This window comes from Roseibium hamelinense (assembly GCF_007830545.1).
Lineage (GTDB): Bacteria > Pseudomonadota > Alphaproteobacteria > Rhizobiales > Stappiaceae > Roseibium > Roseibium hamelinense.
In genome coordinates this window covers 1-16,546 of record NZ_VLLF01000013.1, presented here as the reverse complement: position 1 = coordinate 16,546, position 16,546 = coordinate 1, and the positions used below count along the sequence as shown (strand labels likewise).

Genomic DNA, 16,546 nt, shown 5'->3' with positions numbered 1-16,546 from the left:
TTATGAGTCCTGTCAATTGAGTAGTTGGGCCAGAGACTTGCGGTACAAATGCGTCGGTTTATTAACCAGCGCGTCTAAGTCCAGCCTCGATTTTTTATTGCCGCCGCGATGCTTGATTTGTAGCGCTGCGACAGACAGGGGCGGCGCCTATTGCCCGAACTGCTGGAAAGACTTACCGCTTATTGAACGCCCGTTCTGTGAGCAATTAGGCATTCCGTTCGTACATCACATGGGAGCGGGTGCATTAAGTCCGAAGGCCATCTCCGATCCGCCTCTGTTTGCACGCTCACGATCAGCAACACTGTTTTCAGGTTCCGCACGTGAGTGTGTTCACAAATTAAAATACGGGCGGCGCCGTGAGCTTGCCAAGCCAATGGCTGAGATGATGGTGCGCGCGGGCAAAGACATCTTACAAGAACGAAGTATAATTATTCCCGTGCCCTTGCATTGGACCCGCTTGGTCGAAAGAAGGTTCAATCAGGCCGCTGATCTGGCGAATGAGATTGCAGCTTATACGGGATATCCCATTGAGATAAGTGGTCTGCAGCGTACCCGCCGCACTCAGAATCAAGTTGGGTTGACCGGAAAAGAGCGCGCAAAAAATGTGCGGGGCGCGTTCCGGGTGAAAGCCGCGTCTGCGCCTGTGATTTCATCTCAGAGGGTTCTGCTGGTAGATGATGTCTTTACCACTGGATCGACGGTTCGCACCTGTGTGCGAGCGCTTCTGTCCGCAGGCGCTTCTTCGGTAGATGTTCTGACTTTCTCAATGGCGGATACAACGGCAAATCAAACAAATCTGCCTTGACCTCCAAAAGGCACCGAATGCACGGGCAAGCATGACACTGCTTGTGTTTCCTACTTCATTTCACATATACGCATGAAAGCTTTTGCTGACAGATTATGTGAGGTAGTTCGATGGCCAATGTAGTAATTTACACACGCCAGCTTTGTGGTTTTTGCACTGCCGCCAAAAACCTTTTGGACAAAAAGGGCGTCCAGTATGTGGAACGTGACGCCACCTTTGACCAGGACCTGCGGAAAAAGATGATTCAAGAGGCAAATGGCCGCTCGACATTTCCTCAGATTTTTATCGGCGGCCAGCATATTGGTGGCTGCGACGATTTATTCGATATCGATCGCGCGGGTAAACTTGATGGAATGTTGGCGGCATAACGGCCAAAAGCGAACCAGATTGGAAGTCGAATGAATGCCTTTAGGGCTGCTTGCGTTCAGATGCGCAGCGGGAAAAACCCGTCCGAAAACTCTCTGCAGGCGAGCGCGTTGATCAAGCAAGCGGCAGCAGACGGAGCGACCTACATACAAACACCTGAGATGACAAACTTGCTTGTTGGCTCGAAAGCTGAGTTGCTCGACCGGATCTCAGCTGAGTGGCAGGACGTTTCGTTGAAAGCTTTCAAGCGCCTTGCCGATGAACTCTCTATTTGGCTGCATATCGGCTCTTTGGCTGTGCTTCGGGAGGATGGCAAGATTGTCAACAGGGCCTTTGTCATTTCACCTGAGGGCTCTGTGGCTGTGCGGTACGACAAAATTCATATGTTTGACGTTGATTTGCCGGGTGGGGAGAGCTGGAGAGAATCTGCGACATACCAGCCCGGCAATTCGGCAGTCTGTTGCGACCTTCCCTGGATACGATTCGGTGTCGCTATTTGTTACGACATTCGCTTCCCGACACTTTTTCGGGCACAAGCAAAGGCTGGCGCATTTATGTTAACGGCCCCTGCGGCGTTCACCCAACAAACCGGGCAGGCACATTGGCACGTACTACAGCGCGCTAGGGCCATCGAAAACACCTCTTTCGTCGTTTCCGCAGCACAAGGCGGACTGCATGAAGATGGCCGGGAAACGTATGGCCACAGTATAATCGTTTCGCCTTGGGGAGACGTACTGGCAGAACTCGACAACAACGAACCGGGCTACATGACAGCAATGATTGATCCGGAATCTTCTACCCGAGCGCGGCAGCGTATCCCCTCTCTTCAAAACGACAAAGAGTTTGAAATCAGTGGTGATTTTAGAGCGGCGGAGACCCGCGCGTGATCCGGTACAGCTTGCAATGCGAGGAAGGGGTAAGCCATCGGTTTGATGCTTGGTTCAGAAGTTCGGCCGATTTCGATGAACAGCGTCGAAAGAAGCTTTTGACTTGTCCGGTCTGCGGGTCGGAGAAGATTGAGAAAAGCCTAATGGCGCCCGCCGTTTCGACAGCTCGCCAAAAAGCATTGAGCTCCAATCCTGACGAGAAAAAGGAAGCCTCTAACAGTCTCTCAGATGCCCGCGAGTGTACAAACGTGGCGAACTTGGAAACACCATCCGATTTCGGCCAGCCTGAAAAGCTTGCAGAATTCGTATCGACTCTGCGCAGCGTCAAGGAGCAACTGCTGAAAGATTCAAGGTATGTAGGGTCCAACTTCGCGGAAGAGGCGCGAAAGATGCATTACGGCGAAAAGAGTGTCAGCCCGATCCACGGTGAAACCACACCGGACAACGCCAAAGCTCTGTTAGAGGAAGGTATTCCGGTCGTTGCGTTGCCTCGGTTGCCGGAAGACAAGAACTGATCCCTTAAAAACCAAGCCAGTTTCGGACAACGGTTGTTGTGTGTTCTGGCTGTTCCAGTGTTGGCAAATGGCCGCTGTTTTCAATCAGCGTCAGCTGGCTGCCTGGGATGAGTCCATGGATTTCTTCTGCAAGTTGGGGTGGTGTTAACGTGTCACCGTCGCCGACAATGATGAGTGTTGGACACTTGATAGCCGGCAGATGAGGCCGGGAATCCGGACGCGCGATTATCGCTCTTTTTTGGCGTATGAAAGCTTCGCTGCCCGTATCCATAGCCATATTCACCACCGTTTGACGAAGGGTAAAGTCTTCCTCCCTGCTTTTATGAACGAAGCCCGGATATAAAAGGTGCGGAACTTTATGGAAGCCTTTTTTCTGGGTGAGGCCAATCAGGAATTCCCGCCGTTTTGTTTGATCAGCTGTATCCGGCCGGGCATTCGTATCCATGAGAATGAGTTTTGAAACCCGTTGCGGAGCGGTTCTGAGAATGTCCATTGCGATGTAGCCACCCATCGACAATCCGACGAGTGTGAACTCCGCTGGCGCTGAATTGAGAATGTCTCTTGCAATGTCCGAGATGGTTTCATGCCGTGAATGGTTGGCAACCATTATTGGAGTATCGGCAAGGGATGCAATTTGAGGCGCAAAAACGGCCTCGGTGCACAAAAGCCCAGGAACAAAAACAATCGGATGGTAATTTCCGCTCATGATTTAGTTAAACGCTCTGCCAACAACATGTAATTCACGTCCATGTCCTTGGACTGGCTCCATGTATCGGTGAGAGGATTAAAGCTCACACCTGACCGATCGATAACTTGCATGCCAGAAGCTTCGAGAGGGCCTTCAATTTCGGACGGCTTTACCAGCTTCTCATAGCTATGGGTTCCTTTGGGTAGCCAACGAAGGACGTACTCCGCTCCAACGATGGCCAAGGCATACGCTTTCAGTGTTCGGTTGATCGTTGCTACGAACATCAGGCCGCCTGGACGGACCATATTTGCCGTCGCCGACAAGAACAGCGGTACGTCAGACACATGTTCGACCACTTCCATGTTTAAAATGACATCGAAGCTTTCTCCGTCGGCTTCAAGCTTTTCCGCAGTCTCCGCCCGGTAATCTATTTCCAATCCGGACTGTTCCATGTGAAGGCGGGCAACCTTGATGTTGGTTTCAGACGCATCCGCACCTACGATGTCGGCGCCGAGACGAGCCATGGGTTCGCACAACAGCCCACCGCCGCAGCCGATATCCAAAAAACGCAATCCATTGAACGCATCTACTGCTTTTGGGTCCCTCCCAAAATGCCGGCAGACCTCCCGTTTGATATAGGCCAGCCGCACAGGATTGAACTTGTGCAAAGGCTTGAATTTTCCGGCTGGGTTCCACCACTCAGCAGCCAATGCTGAAAATCGCGCCACTTCTTTATCGTCAATGGTCGTGCCGGCTTTCTGACTGGTCGCGGAGTCGTTCATTTCTGTTCCCTTCAAGGCCTGCGTATAGAAATACACCTAGCGTTCGATCTAGGGTGGCTCGACTTTTGTCAAGGCGTATGGTTGCGGCGAGAGGACTGTGCCTGTATGCATGTCCGCCGATTGAACAGGGCGCAGGCGCGTTCTGTGTTCTGATAATAAAGAAAACGACCCTAATGGCGCGACTGGTTTTGAAATTCGGCGGCACGTCGGTTGCCGACCTTGATCGCATCCGGAATGTTGCCCGTCATGTCAAGCGTGAGGTGGACGCTGGCAATGAGGTAGCTGTTGTTGTCTCGGCAATGGCAGGTCAGACCAACAAACTCGTCGAATTTTGCCGCGAAGCATCTCCGTTACATGATGCTCGTGAGTATGATGCGGTCGTTGCTTCCGGAGAACAGGTAACTTCCGGGCTACTGGCAGTTGTGCTGCAAGACATGGGCGTGAATGCCCGCTCGTGGCAAGGCTGGCAAGTTCCCATCAAGACCGATGAAAACCACGGTGCAGCCCGGATCAAGGAGATTGATGCTGATTTTCTGAGCGAACGATTGTCTCAGGGCCAAGTTGCTGTTCTTGCCGGGTTTCAAGGGATATCTCCCGATAACCGTATTTCCACACTCGGTCGTGGCGGTTCTGACACAAGCGCTGTTGCGATCGCGGCAGCCGTGAAGGCCGACCGTTGTGATATTTATACGGATGTAGACGGTGTCTACACCACGGACCCAAGGATTGTGCCAAAGGCAAAACGACTAGATCGCGTCTCGTTCGAGGAAATGCTGGAAATGGCCTCACTTGGCGCGAAGGTCCTCCAAGTCCGTTCAGTCGAAATGGCTATGGTGCACGGCGTACGCACTTTCGTACGGTCCAGCTTCGACGATCCAGACGCCCCTCAAGTTGGAAACGGCGGACTCCCACCCGGTACTTTAATCTGCGACGAGGACGAACTCGTGGAACAGCAAGTTGTGACTGGCATTGCTTTTGCCAAAGACGAAGCACAAATATCCATCCGCGACGTCGCGGACAAACCAGGTGTGGCTGAATCTGTATTCGGGCCGCTGGCTGATGCGAACATCAACGTGGACATGATCGTTCAGAACATTTCGCCGGATGGCAAGACCACCGATATTACGTTCACAGTACCGGAGGCCGACTATATTCGCGCCATTTCGGTTCTTGAAGATAACCGGGGAGAGATCGGATTCCAGAACCTCGAAGGTGCCACTGACGTTGTAAAAGTGTCCGTAATCGGTATCGGCATGCGCTCTCATGCCGGTATAGCAGCTCAGTGTTTCCGGGGTTTGGCTGAAAAGGGCATCAATATACGGGCGATCACAACTTCTGAGATCAAGATCTCAGTGCTCATTGATTCCGCATACACGGAACTTGCGGTCCGGACTCTCCATTCGCTATACGGGTTGGACGGATAAATATTCCCATAGTGGTTGCGGTGGTTCAAGACGCCATCCCGCATCCGGGGCAAGACGGGGTAGGCGATGCGTAGCAACCTGGCCGGTCCGCGCTTGTTGCTCCGCCGGCTTCGCGAGGTTATGGCGGAGCCGATCAAGGCGCAGGAGCGGCTCGACAAGATCGTGGTTTTGATCGCGTCGAACGTGGTCGCCGAGGTGTGTTCAGTATACATCTTGAGGGCTGACGGCGTTCTTGAACTCTATGCTACTGAAGGGTTGAACAGCGATGCGGTTCACAAAGCGTCGCTCCGGGTCGGCCAAGGTCTCGTTGGTTTGATCGCCGCAGAGGCGCGTCCACTAAACCTTCCAAATGCGCGTGCTCACCCTGGGTTTGCTTATCTGCCCGAAACGGGCGAAGAAGCTTATAATTCTTTCCTGGGCGTGCCCATTCTACGTGCAGGCCGGACACTCGGGGTTCTAGTAGTTCAGAACCAGTCGCACAGGACCTATCTGGAAGACGAAGTTGAGGCACTGCAAACCACCGCGATGGTAATCGCAGAAATGGTTGCCGCAGGAGAACTTGAAGCGATCTCGCAAAAGGATACCGGGCTTGATTTGTCCCGGCCGATCCACGCACCGGGCATTGGCTTGGCCGAGGGTGTTGGTCTAGGGCACGTAGTCCTGCATGAACCGAGGGTGGTTGTTACCAATCTGATCGCTGAGGATGTCGATGCTGAAAGCGAGCGTTTAGAAGGTGCAATCAACCGGCTGAGGCTTTCGATTGACGACCTACTTGCAAGCGGTGAAATTGCTGCTACAGGCGAGCATCGCGATGTTCTCGAAGCTTACAGGATGTTTGCCTATGACCGCGGCTGGATCCGGAAGATTGAAGAGGCGATCCACAATGGCCTGACTGCCGAAGCAGCTGTCGAGAAGGTCCAAAGCGACACACGCGCACGCATGTTGCGGCAAACCGATCCCTATTTGCGTGAGCGCCTGCATGATCTGGATGATCTGGCGCATCGTCTGATTCGGGAGCTCATGGGCCGGCAACACGGTCCGGGATCGTCTGAACTGCCGCAAGACGCGATCATTGTGGCCCGCAACATGGGCGCAGCCGAATTGCTTGACTACGGGCGGGATCGGGTTCGTGGCCTCGTATTGGAAGAGGGAAGCCCAACTAGCCACATCACGATTGTTAGCCGGGCTCTCGGGATTCCGATGGTCGGTCAGGTTGAAGACATCGTTAGCCTGGCAGATGCCGGTGATGCAATTATTGTCGATGGCGATGCCGGGGAAGTTCACCTTAGACCGGCTTCCGATGTTGAAAATGCTTATGCGGAGAAGGTCAGGTTTAGGGCGCGTCGGCAGGCGCAATACCGGCGTTTGCGAAACAAACCGTCACTCACCAAGGATGGCGTTGAGATAACGCTGCAAATGAATGCGGGTTTGCTGGTAGACCTGCCGCATCTCGCAGAGGCGGGGGCTGCTGGAGTAGGTCTTTACCGTACCGAATTGCAATTTATGGTGGCTTCTTCGTTTCCGCGTATGCGTGAGCAGCAGCTCCAATACGAACAGGTTCTTGAAGCCGCTGGGGACAAACCCGTCACCTTCCGTTCGCTCGACATCGGTGGTGATAAAGTGTTGCCCTACTTGAGGTCGATACAGGAAGAAAACCCTGCCATGGGATGGCGGGCACTGCGTCTTGGGTTGGATCGGCCAGGTTTGCTGCGCACGCAGATACGCGCGCTGTTGAATGCCGCCTCTGGCCGAGATCTTAAGCTCATGTTTCCGATGATTGCGGAGGTGGATGAGTTTAGGCAAGCTCGAGAGCTCGTCGACAAGGAAGTCAAGCATCTACGCCGCCACGGTCACGCAACCCCTGAGAACATCCGGCTGGGTGTCATGGTTGAAGTGCCATCCTTGCTTTTTCAGCTGGATGAACTCATGGATCAGGTCGATTTTATCTCTGTCGGATCCAATGATTTGTTCCAGTTTTTCTGCGCTGCCGATCGGGGAAACACACGGGTTGCGGACAGGTTTGATGTATTGGGTGTTGGGTTCCTGAGGGCGCTAAAGCGGATCGTGGATGCGGCAAACAAGGCGCATGTGCCGGTGACGTTGTGTGGAGAACTGGCTGGCCGCCCTTTAGAAGCTATGGCGCTTATCGGCCTCGGCTATCGGGACCTGTCGATGTCGCCGGCATCATTAGGCCCGGTCAAAGCCATGTTGCGAACGCTTGATGCGGGCCGTTTGTCAGCTCGCTTGCTTCCAAGGCTTGAGCCCGGACACCCCGACACAGATATCCGGACCTATTTAAGGCGCTTCGCCGCTGAACTCGACGTCGCGCTATAGCTGCTTAAAGACATTCCAGTTTTGGAAGGAGACTTGCGCTTATGCTGGCGCGTCAGAAACTGAACCTGCTTTTGGATCGCTTTGCCGAGCTCGAACATCAAATGTCGGCAGGAGCGGATCCGGATAGTTATGTAAAATTATCGCGCGAGTACGCAGGTCTTGAGCCACTTGTCCACAAGATCCGCGAGCTAGATAGAGCGGAAGCCGACCTTGCGGACGCGCAAGCGATGCTGGATGACCCTGCTACAGATTTCGATATGCGCGAACTCGCGGAGGCCGAGCAACAGGAATTGGCTGAAAAGGTCGAAACCCTGTCACAGGATGTGCGTTTTGGCTTGTTGCCAAAGGATGCGGCCGACTCAAATGACGCCATTTTGGAGGTCCGCGCCGGGACGGGAGGCGATGAGGCCGCGCTATTTGCTGGCGATCTTTTCAGAATGTACCAGCGCTATGCGGAGTTGCGCGGGTGGAAGGTGGAAATCCTGTCCGCAAGCGAAGGTGAAGTCGGCGGCTTCAAGGAAGTAATTGCTTCCGTTTCTGGAGACAATGTGTTCGCCCGGCTCAAATTCGAATCCGGTGTCCACCGTGTGCAGCGTGTTCCCGCAACCGAATCTGGAGGGCGCATCCATACCTCGGCGGCCACGGTCGCCGTTTTGCCCCAGGCTGAGGATGTGGACGTCGATATTCAGGACAGCGATTTGCGCATTGATACCTTCAGGGCATCTGGTGCGGGTGGGCAGCACGTTAACACAACTGATTCAGCTGTTCGAATTACCCACATACCAACTGGTATCGTTGTCGCGGTCCAGGACGAGCGTTCTCAGCACAAGAACAAGGCGCGAGCCATGCAGCTTCTACGTGCTCGTATCTATGATGAAGAGCGCGAAAAAGCGGCAAGCGAGCGGACTGAAGCACGCCGTCTTCAGGTTGGATCCGGCGACAGATCGGAGCGAATCAGAACCTACAATTTTCCTCAAGGCCGGGTCACTGACCACCGGATTAACCTGACTCTCTACAAATTGGAGCAGGTGATCGCCGGTGAAGCCTTGGATGAAATCATCGAGGCTCTGATTATGGACCACCAGGCAACGCTTCTTGCTACAGAAGAAGTTTGATAGCTGTGATGCATGTTGGGCCGCTCTACCGCACTTTGCGTGACCGGTTTCGGAAAGCTGGATTGGCGACACCGGAATTGGATGCGCGCATTTTGGTCGGGTACGCGGCCGGTATTCCTCCAAGCAACGTTGTTATCTGTGAAGATCTTGTCGCCACCGGAGAGGTGCGTCGCAGGGCACTCGCGTACTCCGAAGCACGCCTTGAAGGTTGGCCGGTTGGGCGCATTTTGGGAATGCGGGAATTCTACGGTCTCGAATTTCGGCTCAATGATGCAACCCTTGAACCTCGACCCGATACAGAAATCCTTGTCGATGTCATTCTCGAACGTTCGCCCACCAACCGAGGGTTTCGTTTTGTCGATGTTGGAACCGGAACAGGAGCGATTGCAATCGCCCTCCTAAATGAACGCCCGGCTTGGATTGGCGTTGCGACAGATATCTCAGAGCAGGCACTGATATGTGCGAAGCATAACGCTCAGCGTCACATGGTCCATGACAGACTTTTGGTCGCTCGCTCCGATTTCTGCAGTGCGGTTTCGCAGGGTCTTGACTGTCTGGTCAGCAACCCCCCTTACATCAGAACGAATGTGGTCAACGAGCTTGATCCGGAGGTTCGGAAATTTGATCCAGTTGCGGCTCTGGACGGTGGCGCAGATGGTCTAGATGCCTACAGGGCGATATTGGCCCACTCAGCGCGTGTGCTAAGAAAAAATGGCCGTGTCGCGTTTGAAATCGGTTTCGATCAAGAAGCTGCAGTAGCTCATTTGCTCAGGGAGGCATCCTTCTTAGATGTTGAAACCATTTATGATTTAGCCGGAAAGCCAAGGGTTATTACCGGTCTAATTGCAAAGTGACGCTGGTTTTCGGCTAGGTGTGAAAAAGCACTTGGAAAACGTGACAGAACACGCTAGTTTCCAACTGCCGACACCGGAAATGTGATCTTGTGTGACGCAGGGGCTGCCTGAGAGGTAACACGGGTACAAGCGCTAATTCTCGCGTTTTGGACTTTTGTTCAACATAGCATCCGGACATTCGGACTGTCACTTTTGTAACGCCTAAACGCGCATTCGAGTGCGGGACGGCAAAACTCTGTTTATACGTGACATCCGCTGACCATCACCTTTGGTATCGGTAATTATTTCGTATCGGTTTTAGGCAATTCCGATGTTTGACCAGCGTTACGCCGGTCGCCGTTCCTTAAGAGAAAACGGCAGGATGAGACCAGGAAATCAAAGCAACAAGCGCATGCGCGGACGGGGCCGCAAAGGACCTAATCCGCTCACCCGGACCTATGAATCGAATGGTCCAGACGTCAAAATTCGCGGGACCGCTCTTCATGTAGCGGAAAAGTACCAGCAACTTGCTCGAGATGCGCAGGCATCGGGCGACCGGATTATGTCTGAGAACTACAACCAGCACGCTGAGCATTATCTGCGAATCGTAGCTGCTGCCCAGGCTCAATCGCAGCCAAACCAGCAGGTAACGCGCCAAGATGATGAAGCCTCGGACGGCCAGGCCGCAAATGGTCACGGGAACCAGAACGGCTCCAGCGAGCGTCAGCGTCATGAACGTGGAAATCCGACCAATGGTCGTGAACAGCCGACCATGGTTGAAGAGGATAGTCCGCAACCGTTTATTGAGAGCATGCCAACCATCGATGAGGCTGGTCAGCTAAATGGCCAAGCTGCCGATGGCGCCTCAGCCGATGGTGCTTCTGCCGACGCAGATGCCGGCGAAGAGAAGCCGAAGCGCCGAGCGCGAGGCACCCGTAGCCGAACTACAAAGCGGACGTCCGAAGCAACATCTGACGATTCTGCAGTTGATGGTGGCGCTGATGTTTCTGCTGCGGATGATGCAGGAGAAGATGCTAAACCAAAACGGCGCACAACGCGGCCACGACGGGCGAAAGTTGCGGAAGCAGCTCCTGCCGAAGAAGAGGCCGTTGCCGCTGGCGAATAACAAAATTGTTTTATCGGATAGAACGGCGCCGACTGGGCGCCGTTTTTTGTTGTCTGTTGTGCTGTCAGCCTCTTTTGTTGTTCTTTTGCAACACTATATCTAAAGTGCGGCGCGTAAGGGCCGTGCGGGTGCCCGTCAACAGGGGCTTGCAATCTTGAACGCCGACCATGCTTCGGGTGGTGCCGGCGTTAAGGAGGTTAGACGAATGAATTTTGAGAAATACACAGAGCGTGCAAGAGGCGTTATTCAAGCTGCCCAGACGTTCGCACTGGGAAAAGGCCACCAGCAGTTCACGCCGGAGCACATCCTTAAAGTTTTGCTCGACGACAAAGAAGGTTTGGCTGGCGGTCTCGTTCAAAAAGCTGGCGGTGACTTAAAACTGGCGCAAGCTGAACTGCAGGCGTTGCTTGACAAAATGCCGACCGTTTCAGGAGGCTCCGGTCAGCTGTATCTGTCCGCAGCAACTGCGCGGGTGTTTGATCAAGCGGAGAAAATCGCTGAGAAAGCAGGCGATAGCTTCGTCACGGTTGAACGCTTGGTTCTTGCATTGGCTATGGATACGCAATCCGATGCCGGCAAACTGCTGGCTAAAGCGGGTGTCACGCCGAACGCGCTCAATGAGGCGATTAATCAGCTTCGGCAAGGTAGGACAGCTGACAGCGCGACTGCCGAAAATCAGTACGATGCCTTGAAAAAGTATGCCCGTGACCTGACAGAGGTTGCACGTGACGGTAAGCTTGATCCGGTCATTGGACGCGACGAAGAAATACGCAGAACAGTCCAGGTGCTGTCTCGCCGGACAAAAAACAATCCGGTCTTGATTGGTGAGCCTGGCGTTGGAAAGACCGCGATTGCGGAAGGCCTTGCCTTGCGAATCGTCAATGGTGATGTGCCTGAGTCTTTGAAAGACAAACAATTGCTAGCACTTGACATGGGCGCATTGATTGCCGGCGCCAAGTATCGTGGTGAGTTCGAAGAGCGCCTGAAGGCTATCCTGTCAGAAGTCGAGGCCGCTGCTGGTGGCATCATCCTGTTCATTGATGAGATGCATACACTCGTCGGCGCTGGTAAAGCGGACGGAGCCATGGACGCGTCCAATCTGCTCAAGCCAGCACTTGCACGTGGTGAACTTCACTGTGTGGGCGCGACGACGCTGGATGAATACCGAAAACACGTCGAAAAAGATGCAGCCCTCGCTCGGCGGTTCCAGCCTGTCTTTGTAAGTGAGCCTACAGTTGAAGACACGATTTCGATACTGCGTGGAATCAAAGAAAAATACGAACTTCATCATGGTGTTCGGATAACGGATTCTGCGATTGTCTCAGCGGCAACCCTCTCCAACCGGTACATCACCGACCGTTTTTTGCCCGACAAGGCCATTGATTTGGTTGACGAGGCAGCGAGCCGTTTGCGGATGCAGGTGGATTCCAAACCTGAGGAATTGGATGAGTTGGACCGGCGGATAATTCAGCTCAAGATCGAACGCGAAGCTCTTAAGGTCGAAGATGATGAGGCAGCGAAAGACCGTTTGTTTAATCTGGAAAAAGAGCTGAACAACCTTGAAGAAGAGTCTTCTACACTGACACGGCGCTGGCAGTCGGAAAAGGAAAAACTGAATCTTGAGCAAAAGATCAAAGAGCAGCTGGAGCAAGCGCGGATTGATCTAGAAATTGCGCAACGCCAAGGGGACCTCGCGAAAGCTGGCGAGCTTGCCTACGGTGTCGTGCCTGAGCTTGAGCGCAAGCTGGCCGAAGCTGAGTCCTCGGAAGACAAAGATGCCATGGTTGATGAAGCGGTGACCTCATCGCATGTGGCGCAGGTTGTCTCGAAATGGACCGGCATTCCGGTTGATAAGATGCTGGAGGGCGAGCGAGACAAACTCCTACGGATGGAAGATGTTTTGGCCGGCCGTGTTATTGGACAGGCGGAAGCTATCCATGCAGTCTCGACGGCTGTCAGGCGGGCACGGGCTGGTCTTCAAGATCCGAACCGACCAATCGGCTCTTTCATGTTCCTCGGTCCGACTGGTGTCGGCAAGACCGAATTGACCAAAGCGCTGGCCAACTTTTTATTCGACGATGATAGTGCGATGGTTCGGCTAGACATGTCCGAATACATGGAAAAGCACTCGGTCTCCCGGTTGATCGGTGCACCGCCAGGCTATGTTGGATATGAGGAAGGTGGTGCTCTCACAGAGGCCGTCCGGCGGCGTCCGTATCAGGTTGTTTTGTTCGATGAAATCGAAAAGGCTCACAACGACGTGTTCAACGTGTTGTTGCAGGTTCTGGACGATGGACGCCTGACCGATGGTCAGGGCCGGACAGTCGACTTCCGTAACACGTTGATCATTATGACATCGAATCTGGGTGCGGAGTTTCTGGTCAGTCAGCCGGAGGGGCAGGATACCGATGCGGTACGTGATCAGGTGATGGAGAGTGTTCGTGGTCACTTTCGGCCCGAGTTTTTGAACCGCCTTGATGAGATCGTCTTGTTTCATCGTCTACAGAGGAATCAGATGACCGATATTGTCGAGATTCAGCTTGAACGCCTGCGCGGTCTGCTCAAAGAACGCAAAATCGTGCTTCAGCTGGATGATGGCGCCATTGGCTGGCTTGCACAAAAAGGGTACGATCCAGCTTATGGCGCGCGCCCGTTGAAGCGGGTCATCCAAAAGGATGTTCAAGATCCCTTGGCCGAGAAGCTCCTATCTGGTGAGTTTAAGGATGGTCAGGTCATCAATGTAAGTGCTGGGGGAGATCGGCTTGTGTTTGCTGCCGATACAGACGCCAGCGCCGCAGCTTAAAGTGCACAAAACGAAAGCCCGGCTTTTTACCGGGCTTTCATACTGGCTGCATTACTGCGCCGAAGCGACCCTCGATGGCGGGCGGGCCCGGTCAAGCAATGCATCAATGCGTTGTCGTTCCGTCTCAAACGCTGTGAGCATATCGCCATCGAGGACGCGGCCGCGGGGCAGCCTGATCCTCATTGGGTCAACAAAACGGCCATTTACCAAGACTTCGTAGTGGAGATGCGGGCCGGTAGACAAGCCCGTTGATCCAACATAGCCGACGATTTGGCCTTGGCTGACCTTGGTACCCTCGCGCACACCCTTCGCAAAACCCGTCATATGGCTATACGTCGTTGTATACCCATTGGCGTGGCGCAGTTCGATCCTGCGGCCGTATCCAGAACTCCAACCCGCCTTGACTACAGTCGCGTTGCCCGCGGCCATAATGGGGGTGCCACGCGGAGCTGCCCAGTCAACCCCGGTATGCATTTTCTTGTATTTGTGGATTGGGTGTCGCCGCATGCCAAAGCCCGATCGGAAGCGTCCACTGGATAGCGGTTTGCGCATGAGAAATTTCTTGGCGCTTTGACCGTTGGAATCGTAATAGTCAACCACACCGTCATCCGGTGTGCGGAACCTGTAAAATCTGCGCTCTGAATTGCCGGTGTTCAAAGCTGCATACAACACTTCCGGCGGCCCATCTGAAATATTTTCTTCTGCAAAAAACACCTCGAGCGAGTCGCCTGGCTGGACGCGCGAATTGAAGTCGACATCAAACGAGAAGATCCGAATCAGCTCGTCGATCAAAGGTTCAGAGAGGTCTTGTTCCAGTGCAGTCTGGTAGATGCTGTCATACAGCGCCGGGGTTGGGCCACCGTATGAAATCCGGTCCGCTTCCGCAAAAGCGTCGGCCAGAAAAGTCGTCGGTGCGTTGGCTTTGATATAGGCGCCTGTATCGGATTTTGCGATTGTCGCACGGTGTACGGTATCAGAGTAAAGGCTCACGCGTTCAGGGCGCATCCGGCCAGAGCCGTCCGCGACAGGCGCATAGGCGATCCTTAGCCTTTGGCCATCGGACAAGGATGTGACATTATATAGAAGGTCGAACGCGGACTGAATCAGCTCTGCTTCTTGTTCGGTCGCATCGTTGTCCCGCATGACGTCGAACAGATCCATGTCTTCTGTGAGGGGGACAATCTTTTCATCCATACCCGCAAAACGGATGTCCTCATCCCTTTTTGAGACAAACGACACGTTTTCTGGTGTGATACGCACAGCATAGCGCTGCAGCTCAGGCTGGCGCGCCAGATTGAAGTCGAAACGGCCTGGATCAAAAAGAGCGCTCACCGTCGGGTTTTCGGCTTGGTCGGTCATAAAGCGAGCCGTCTCTCGAACGCTCAACTCAACCTCTGCTTCTGAGGGAGTTTCTTCAAAATCAATATCACCGCTGTTTGCTGGGAAGCGCGCGAGCGTGATGCTGACTTCCCCTTCCACCTTTGCGCCGTAGATCGAGTCCGAGAAACTTGCATTGCTCGGGTTTCGCTCGGGGACGTCTTGATTTTCAGAAAACATATTTAGCGGATTGAAAGCCGGTATTTGCTGCGCCAGCTCCGTCTCTTTTCGTGTTGCAAGGCTCGAAGTTACTAGCGCGTATGGTTTGACACGAATATGCTCTTTGTCGCCGTCGCGGGTGACCACGTTAACCGGGACAACTTGTTTGTTCGCGAACTCGGCGGCCGTTTTGATCATCCGGTCACCCTTCGAGCCAGGGAGCGTTCCGCGGCCCGCGTCGCCTGCGACACGGTCGCTCCCAAAGCCTGTCGCCGCTGAGACGCTGTATTGCCCATCAAGGGCGGAAAAAAGAGCACCGCCCATCAATACCAGCGAAGTGACACCAGTTAGGATCGTCCCGGTTAACCAGCGAATGGAAACGCTTTTACGGTCATGCAGAAGGCTTTTGTCCTCCCCGGCGATCAATGGGGGGTGTTCGCCGAGGTCTACCGCGAAAGTGTGCGAATTCTTGAACGGGGCGAAATGCATCCGAGGCTAAATTTCCGGTTCTAATGACGAAGACATTAAGCGCCCCCCGGGGAGCGCCGATCATACTCTATACACATCCCTGCCATTTCTTTCCAGCCCTGCGCCTCAACCAGCCCTGTTGGTTGGCAACAGCCATAGCGTATTGAGCGGCTTTTGGTTTCTCTCGAGCATGGTTTGGTAATATTTGGGCTCATTGACCGCTGAGATGGATCCGCAACAAAGGTTGGCATGAAAACGGGCTGAGTTTCAAACGCCCAAAGGAATGCCAAGCCTTTCCGGGCTTTTTTGGTGCGCTCGCTCTCTATGAGATAGGGGGGCGGAAGAATCCGCTATATGAATCTTTTTTGACAATCTGTGTTGACTCCCAAAAAGGCTGTGCGTATAACCCACCCATCGACGGCGGTGCCGCTGAAACGCGGTGCGTCTCGCTGTCGGTTCTACCAGAAAATCAGATCGGCTGCCTCTTCAGGCGACGAGCTTGTTTTCACAGCTTCGGCTGAACTCCTAGGGATTTTGTCCCTGTTCTTTGACAATTTGGTATTGAAGGAAGGGAAGCGTGGACGGCGTTGCTCTTGCGGTTCTGGGGTATTTATCCTGGGATGTTTTAAGAGTTACGCAGGTACGCTGATCTTTCAAACAAGGAAGCCGATTGGCTTGGGGTTTTAGGGCCTTGAGTTAGTTGAGCTCTTGTTAATTCACGGTCGCAGAGATGCGATTGTTTGAGTGCTTTATAGCGATTGATTAAAGCAGCCTGTGATTGGACTTTTAAGTTAAACCTGAGAGTTTGATCCTGGCTCAGAACGAACGCTGGCGGCAGGCTTAACACATGCAAGTCGAACGGTC

General features: G+C 53.7%; 13 protein-coding genes and 1 rRNA gene. 11 read left to right on the top strand and 3 right to left on the bottom strand.

What is annotated here, in order from left to right; genetic code table 11:
* Positions 1–16 precede the first annotated feature (16 nt).
* The 4 genes from JM93_RS20615 (at position 17) to JM93_RS20600 (ending at position 2,573) form a co-directional block, all read left to right on the top strand.
* Complete coding sequence (locus JM93_RS20615) at positions 17–805, top strand: ComF family protein (RefSeq protein ID WP_244300965.1); 789 nt, start codon at positions 17–19, stop codon at positions 803–805.
* Between the two features lie 110 nt (positions 806–915).
* On the top strand, positions 916–1,173 hold the full coding sequence (gene grxC, locus JM93_RS20610; protein ID WP_145347409.1) for a glutaredoxin 3: 258 nt from the start codon (positions 916–918) through the stop codon (positions 1,171–1,173).
* A 30-nt stretch (positions 1,174–1,203) separates the two neighbouring features.
* A complete protein-coding gene (locus JM93_RS20605; RefSeq protein ID WP_145347407.1) occupies positions 1,204–2,058 on the top strand; it encodes a carbon-nitrogen hydrolase family protein in 855 nt (284 codons plus the stop codon).
* Positions 2,055–2,573, top strand: coding sequence for a DUF1178 family protein (locus JM93_RS20600; RefSeq protein WP_145347405.1), 519 nt, complete (start codon positions 2,055–2,057; stop codon positions 2,571–2,573). Before JM93_RS20605 ends, JM93_RS20600 begins: the two co-directional genes overlap by 4 nt.
* 4 nt (positions 2,574–2,577) lie before the next feature.
* Here the strand turns inward: JM93_RS20600 and JM93_RS20595 are convergent, their stop codons facing one another.
* Both JM93_RS20595 and ubiG read right to left on the bottom strand, forming a co-directional pair.
* On the bottom strand, positions 2,578–3,180 hold the full coding sequence (locus JM93_RS20595; RefSeq protein ID WP_244300974.1) for an alpha/beta fold hydrolase: 603 nt from the start codon (positions 3,178–3,180) through the stop codon (positions 2,578–2,580).
* Between the two features lie 95 nt (positions 3,181–3,275).
* Positions 3,276–4,043 (bottom strand): bifunctional 2-polyprenyl-6-hydroxyphenol methylase/3-demethylubiquinol 3-O-methyltransferase UbiG, encoded by a 768-nt coding sequence (gene ubiG, locus JM93_RS20590; RefSeq protein WP_145347525.1) that lies wholly within the window; start codon positions 4,041–4,043, stop codon positions 3,276–3,278.
* 173 nt (positions 4,044–4,216) lie between these two features.
* Here ubiG and JM93_RS20585 point away from each other — a divergent pair, with 173 nt between their 5' ends.
* The 6 genes from JM93_RS20585 (at position 4,217) to clpB (ending at position 13,678) form a co-directional block, all read left to right on the top strand.
* Positions 4,217–5,467 carry an aspartate kinase gene (locus tag JM93_RS20585; RefSeq protein ID WP_145347401.1) on the top strand — a complete coding sequence of 417 codons (1,251 nt, stop codon included), beginning with the start codon at positions 4,217–4,219 and terminating at the stop codon, positions 5,465–5,467.
* A gap of 66 nt (positions 5,468–5,533) precedes the next feature.
* Positions 5,534–7,801, top strand: coding sequence for a phosphoenolpyruvate--protein phosphotransferase (gene ptsP, locus JM93_RS20580; RefSeq protein ID WP_145347398.1), 2,268 nt, complete (start codon positions 5,534–5,536; stop codon positions 7,799–7,801).
* A gap of 41 nt (positions 7,802–7,842) precedes the next feature.
* A complete protein-coding gene (prfA, locus tag JM93_RS20575) occupies positions 7,843–8,916 on the top strand; it encodes a peptide chain release factor 1 (protein WP_145347396.1) in 1,074 nt (357 codons plus the stop codon).
* A gap of 8 nt (positions 8,917–8,924) precedes the next feature.
* Positions 8,925–9,770, top strand: coding sequence for a peptide chain release factor N(5)-glutamine methyltransferase (gene prmC, locus JM93_RS20570; RefSeq protein ID WP_145347394.1), 846 nt, complete (start codon positions 8,925–8,927; stop codon positions 9,768–9,770).
* Positions 9,771–10,131: 361 nt separating this feature from the next.
* The gene (locus tag JM93_RS20565; protein WP_145347392.1) at positions 10,132–10,875 is read left to right on the top strand and encodes a DUF4167 domain-containing protein; all 744 of its coding nucleotides are present in this window, start codon (positions 10,132–10,134) and stop codon (positions 10,873–10,875) included.
* A 205-nt stretch (positions 10,876–11,080) separates the two neighbouring features.
* The gene (gene clpB / locus JM93_RS20560) at positions 11,081–13,678 is read left to right on the top strand and encodes an ATP-dependent chaperone ClpB (protein ID WP_145347390.1); all 2,598 of its coding nucleotides are present in this window, start codon (positions 11,081–11,083) and stop codon (positions 13,676–13,678) included.
* A gap of 51 nt (positions 13,679–13,729) precedes the next feature.
* On the opposite strand, the gene JM93_RS20555 is transcribed toward clpB, so the two are convergent.
* On the bottom strand, positions 13,730–15,703 hold the full coding sequence (locus JM93_RS20555) for a M23 family metallopeptidase (RefSeq protein ID WP_145347388.1): 1,974 nt from the start codon (positions 15,701–15,703) through the stop codon (positions 13,730–13,732).
* A gap of 772 nt (positions 15,704–16,475) precedes the next feature.
* Between JM93_RS20555 and JM93_RS20550 the strand changes: the two genes are divergently transcribed.
* Positions 16,476–16,546, top strand: a 16S ribosomal RNA gene (locus JM93_RS20550); the annotation flags it as partial.

What these genes read in the sequence shown, in the direction of transcription:
- grxC (WP_145347409.1), top strand. Translation starts at nt 916, where the DNA reads ATGGCCAATGTAGTAATTTACACACGCCAGCTTTGTGGTTTTTGCACT.
- JM93_RS20605 (WP_145347407.1), top strand. Translation starts at nt 1,204, where the DNA reads ATGAATGCCTTTAGGGCTGCTTGCGTTCAGATGCGCAGCGGGAAAAAC.
- JM93_RS20595 (WP_244300974.1), bottom strand. Translation starts at nt 3,180, where the DNA reads ATGGTTGCCAACCATTCACGGCATGAAACCATCTCGGACATTGCAAGA.
- ubiG (WP_145347525.1), bottom strand. Translation starts at nt 4,043, where the DNA reads ATGAACGACTCCGCGACCAGTCAGAAAGCCGGCACGACCATTGACGAT.
- JM93_RS20585 (WP_145347401.1), top strand. Translation starts at nt 4,217, where the DNA reads ATGGCGCGACTGGTTTTGAAATTCGGCGGCACGTCGGTTGCCGACCTT.
- ptsP (WP_145347398.1), top strand. Translation starts at nt 5,534, where the DNA reads ATGCGTAGCAACCTGGCCGGTCCGCGCTTGTTGCTCCGCCGGCTTCGC.
- prfA (WP_145347396.1), top strand. Translation starts at nt 7,843, where the DNA reads ATGCTGGCGCGTCAGAAACTGAACCTGCTTTTGGATCGCTTTGCCGAG.
- prmC (WP_145347394.1), top strand. Translation starts at nt 8,925, where the DNA reads ATGCATGTTGGGCCGCTCTACCGCACTTTGCGTGACCGGTTTCGGAAA.
- JM93_RS20565 (WP_145347392.1), top strand. Translation starts at nt 10,132, where the DNA reads ATGAGACCAGGAAATCAAAGCAACAAGCGCATGCGCGGACGGGGCCGC.
- clpB (WP_145347390.1), top strand. Translation starts at nt 11,081, where the DNA reads ATGAATTTTGAGAAATACACAGAGCGTGCAAGAGGCGTTATTCAAGCT.
- JM93_RS20555 (WP_145347388.1), bottom strand. Translation starts at nt 15,703, where the DNA reads ATGCATTTCGCCCCGTTCAAGAATTCGCACACTTTCGCGGTAGACCTC.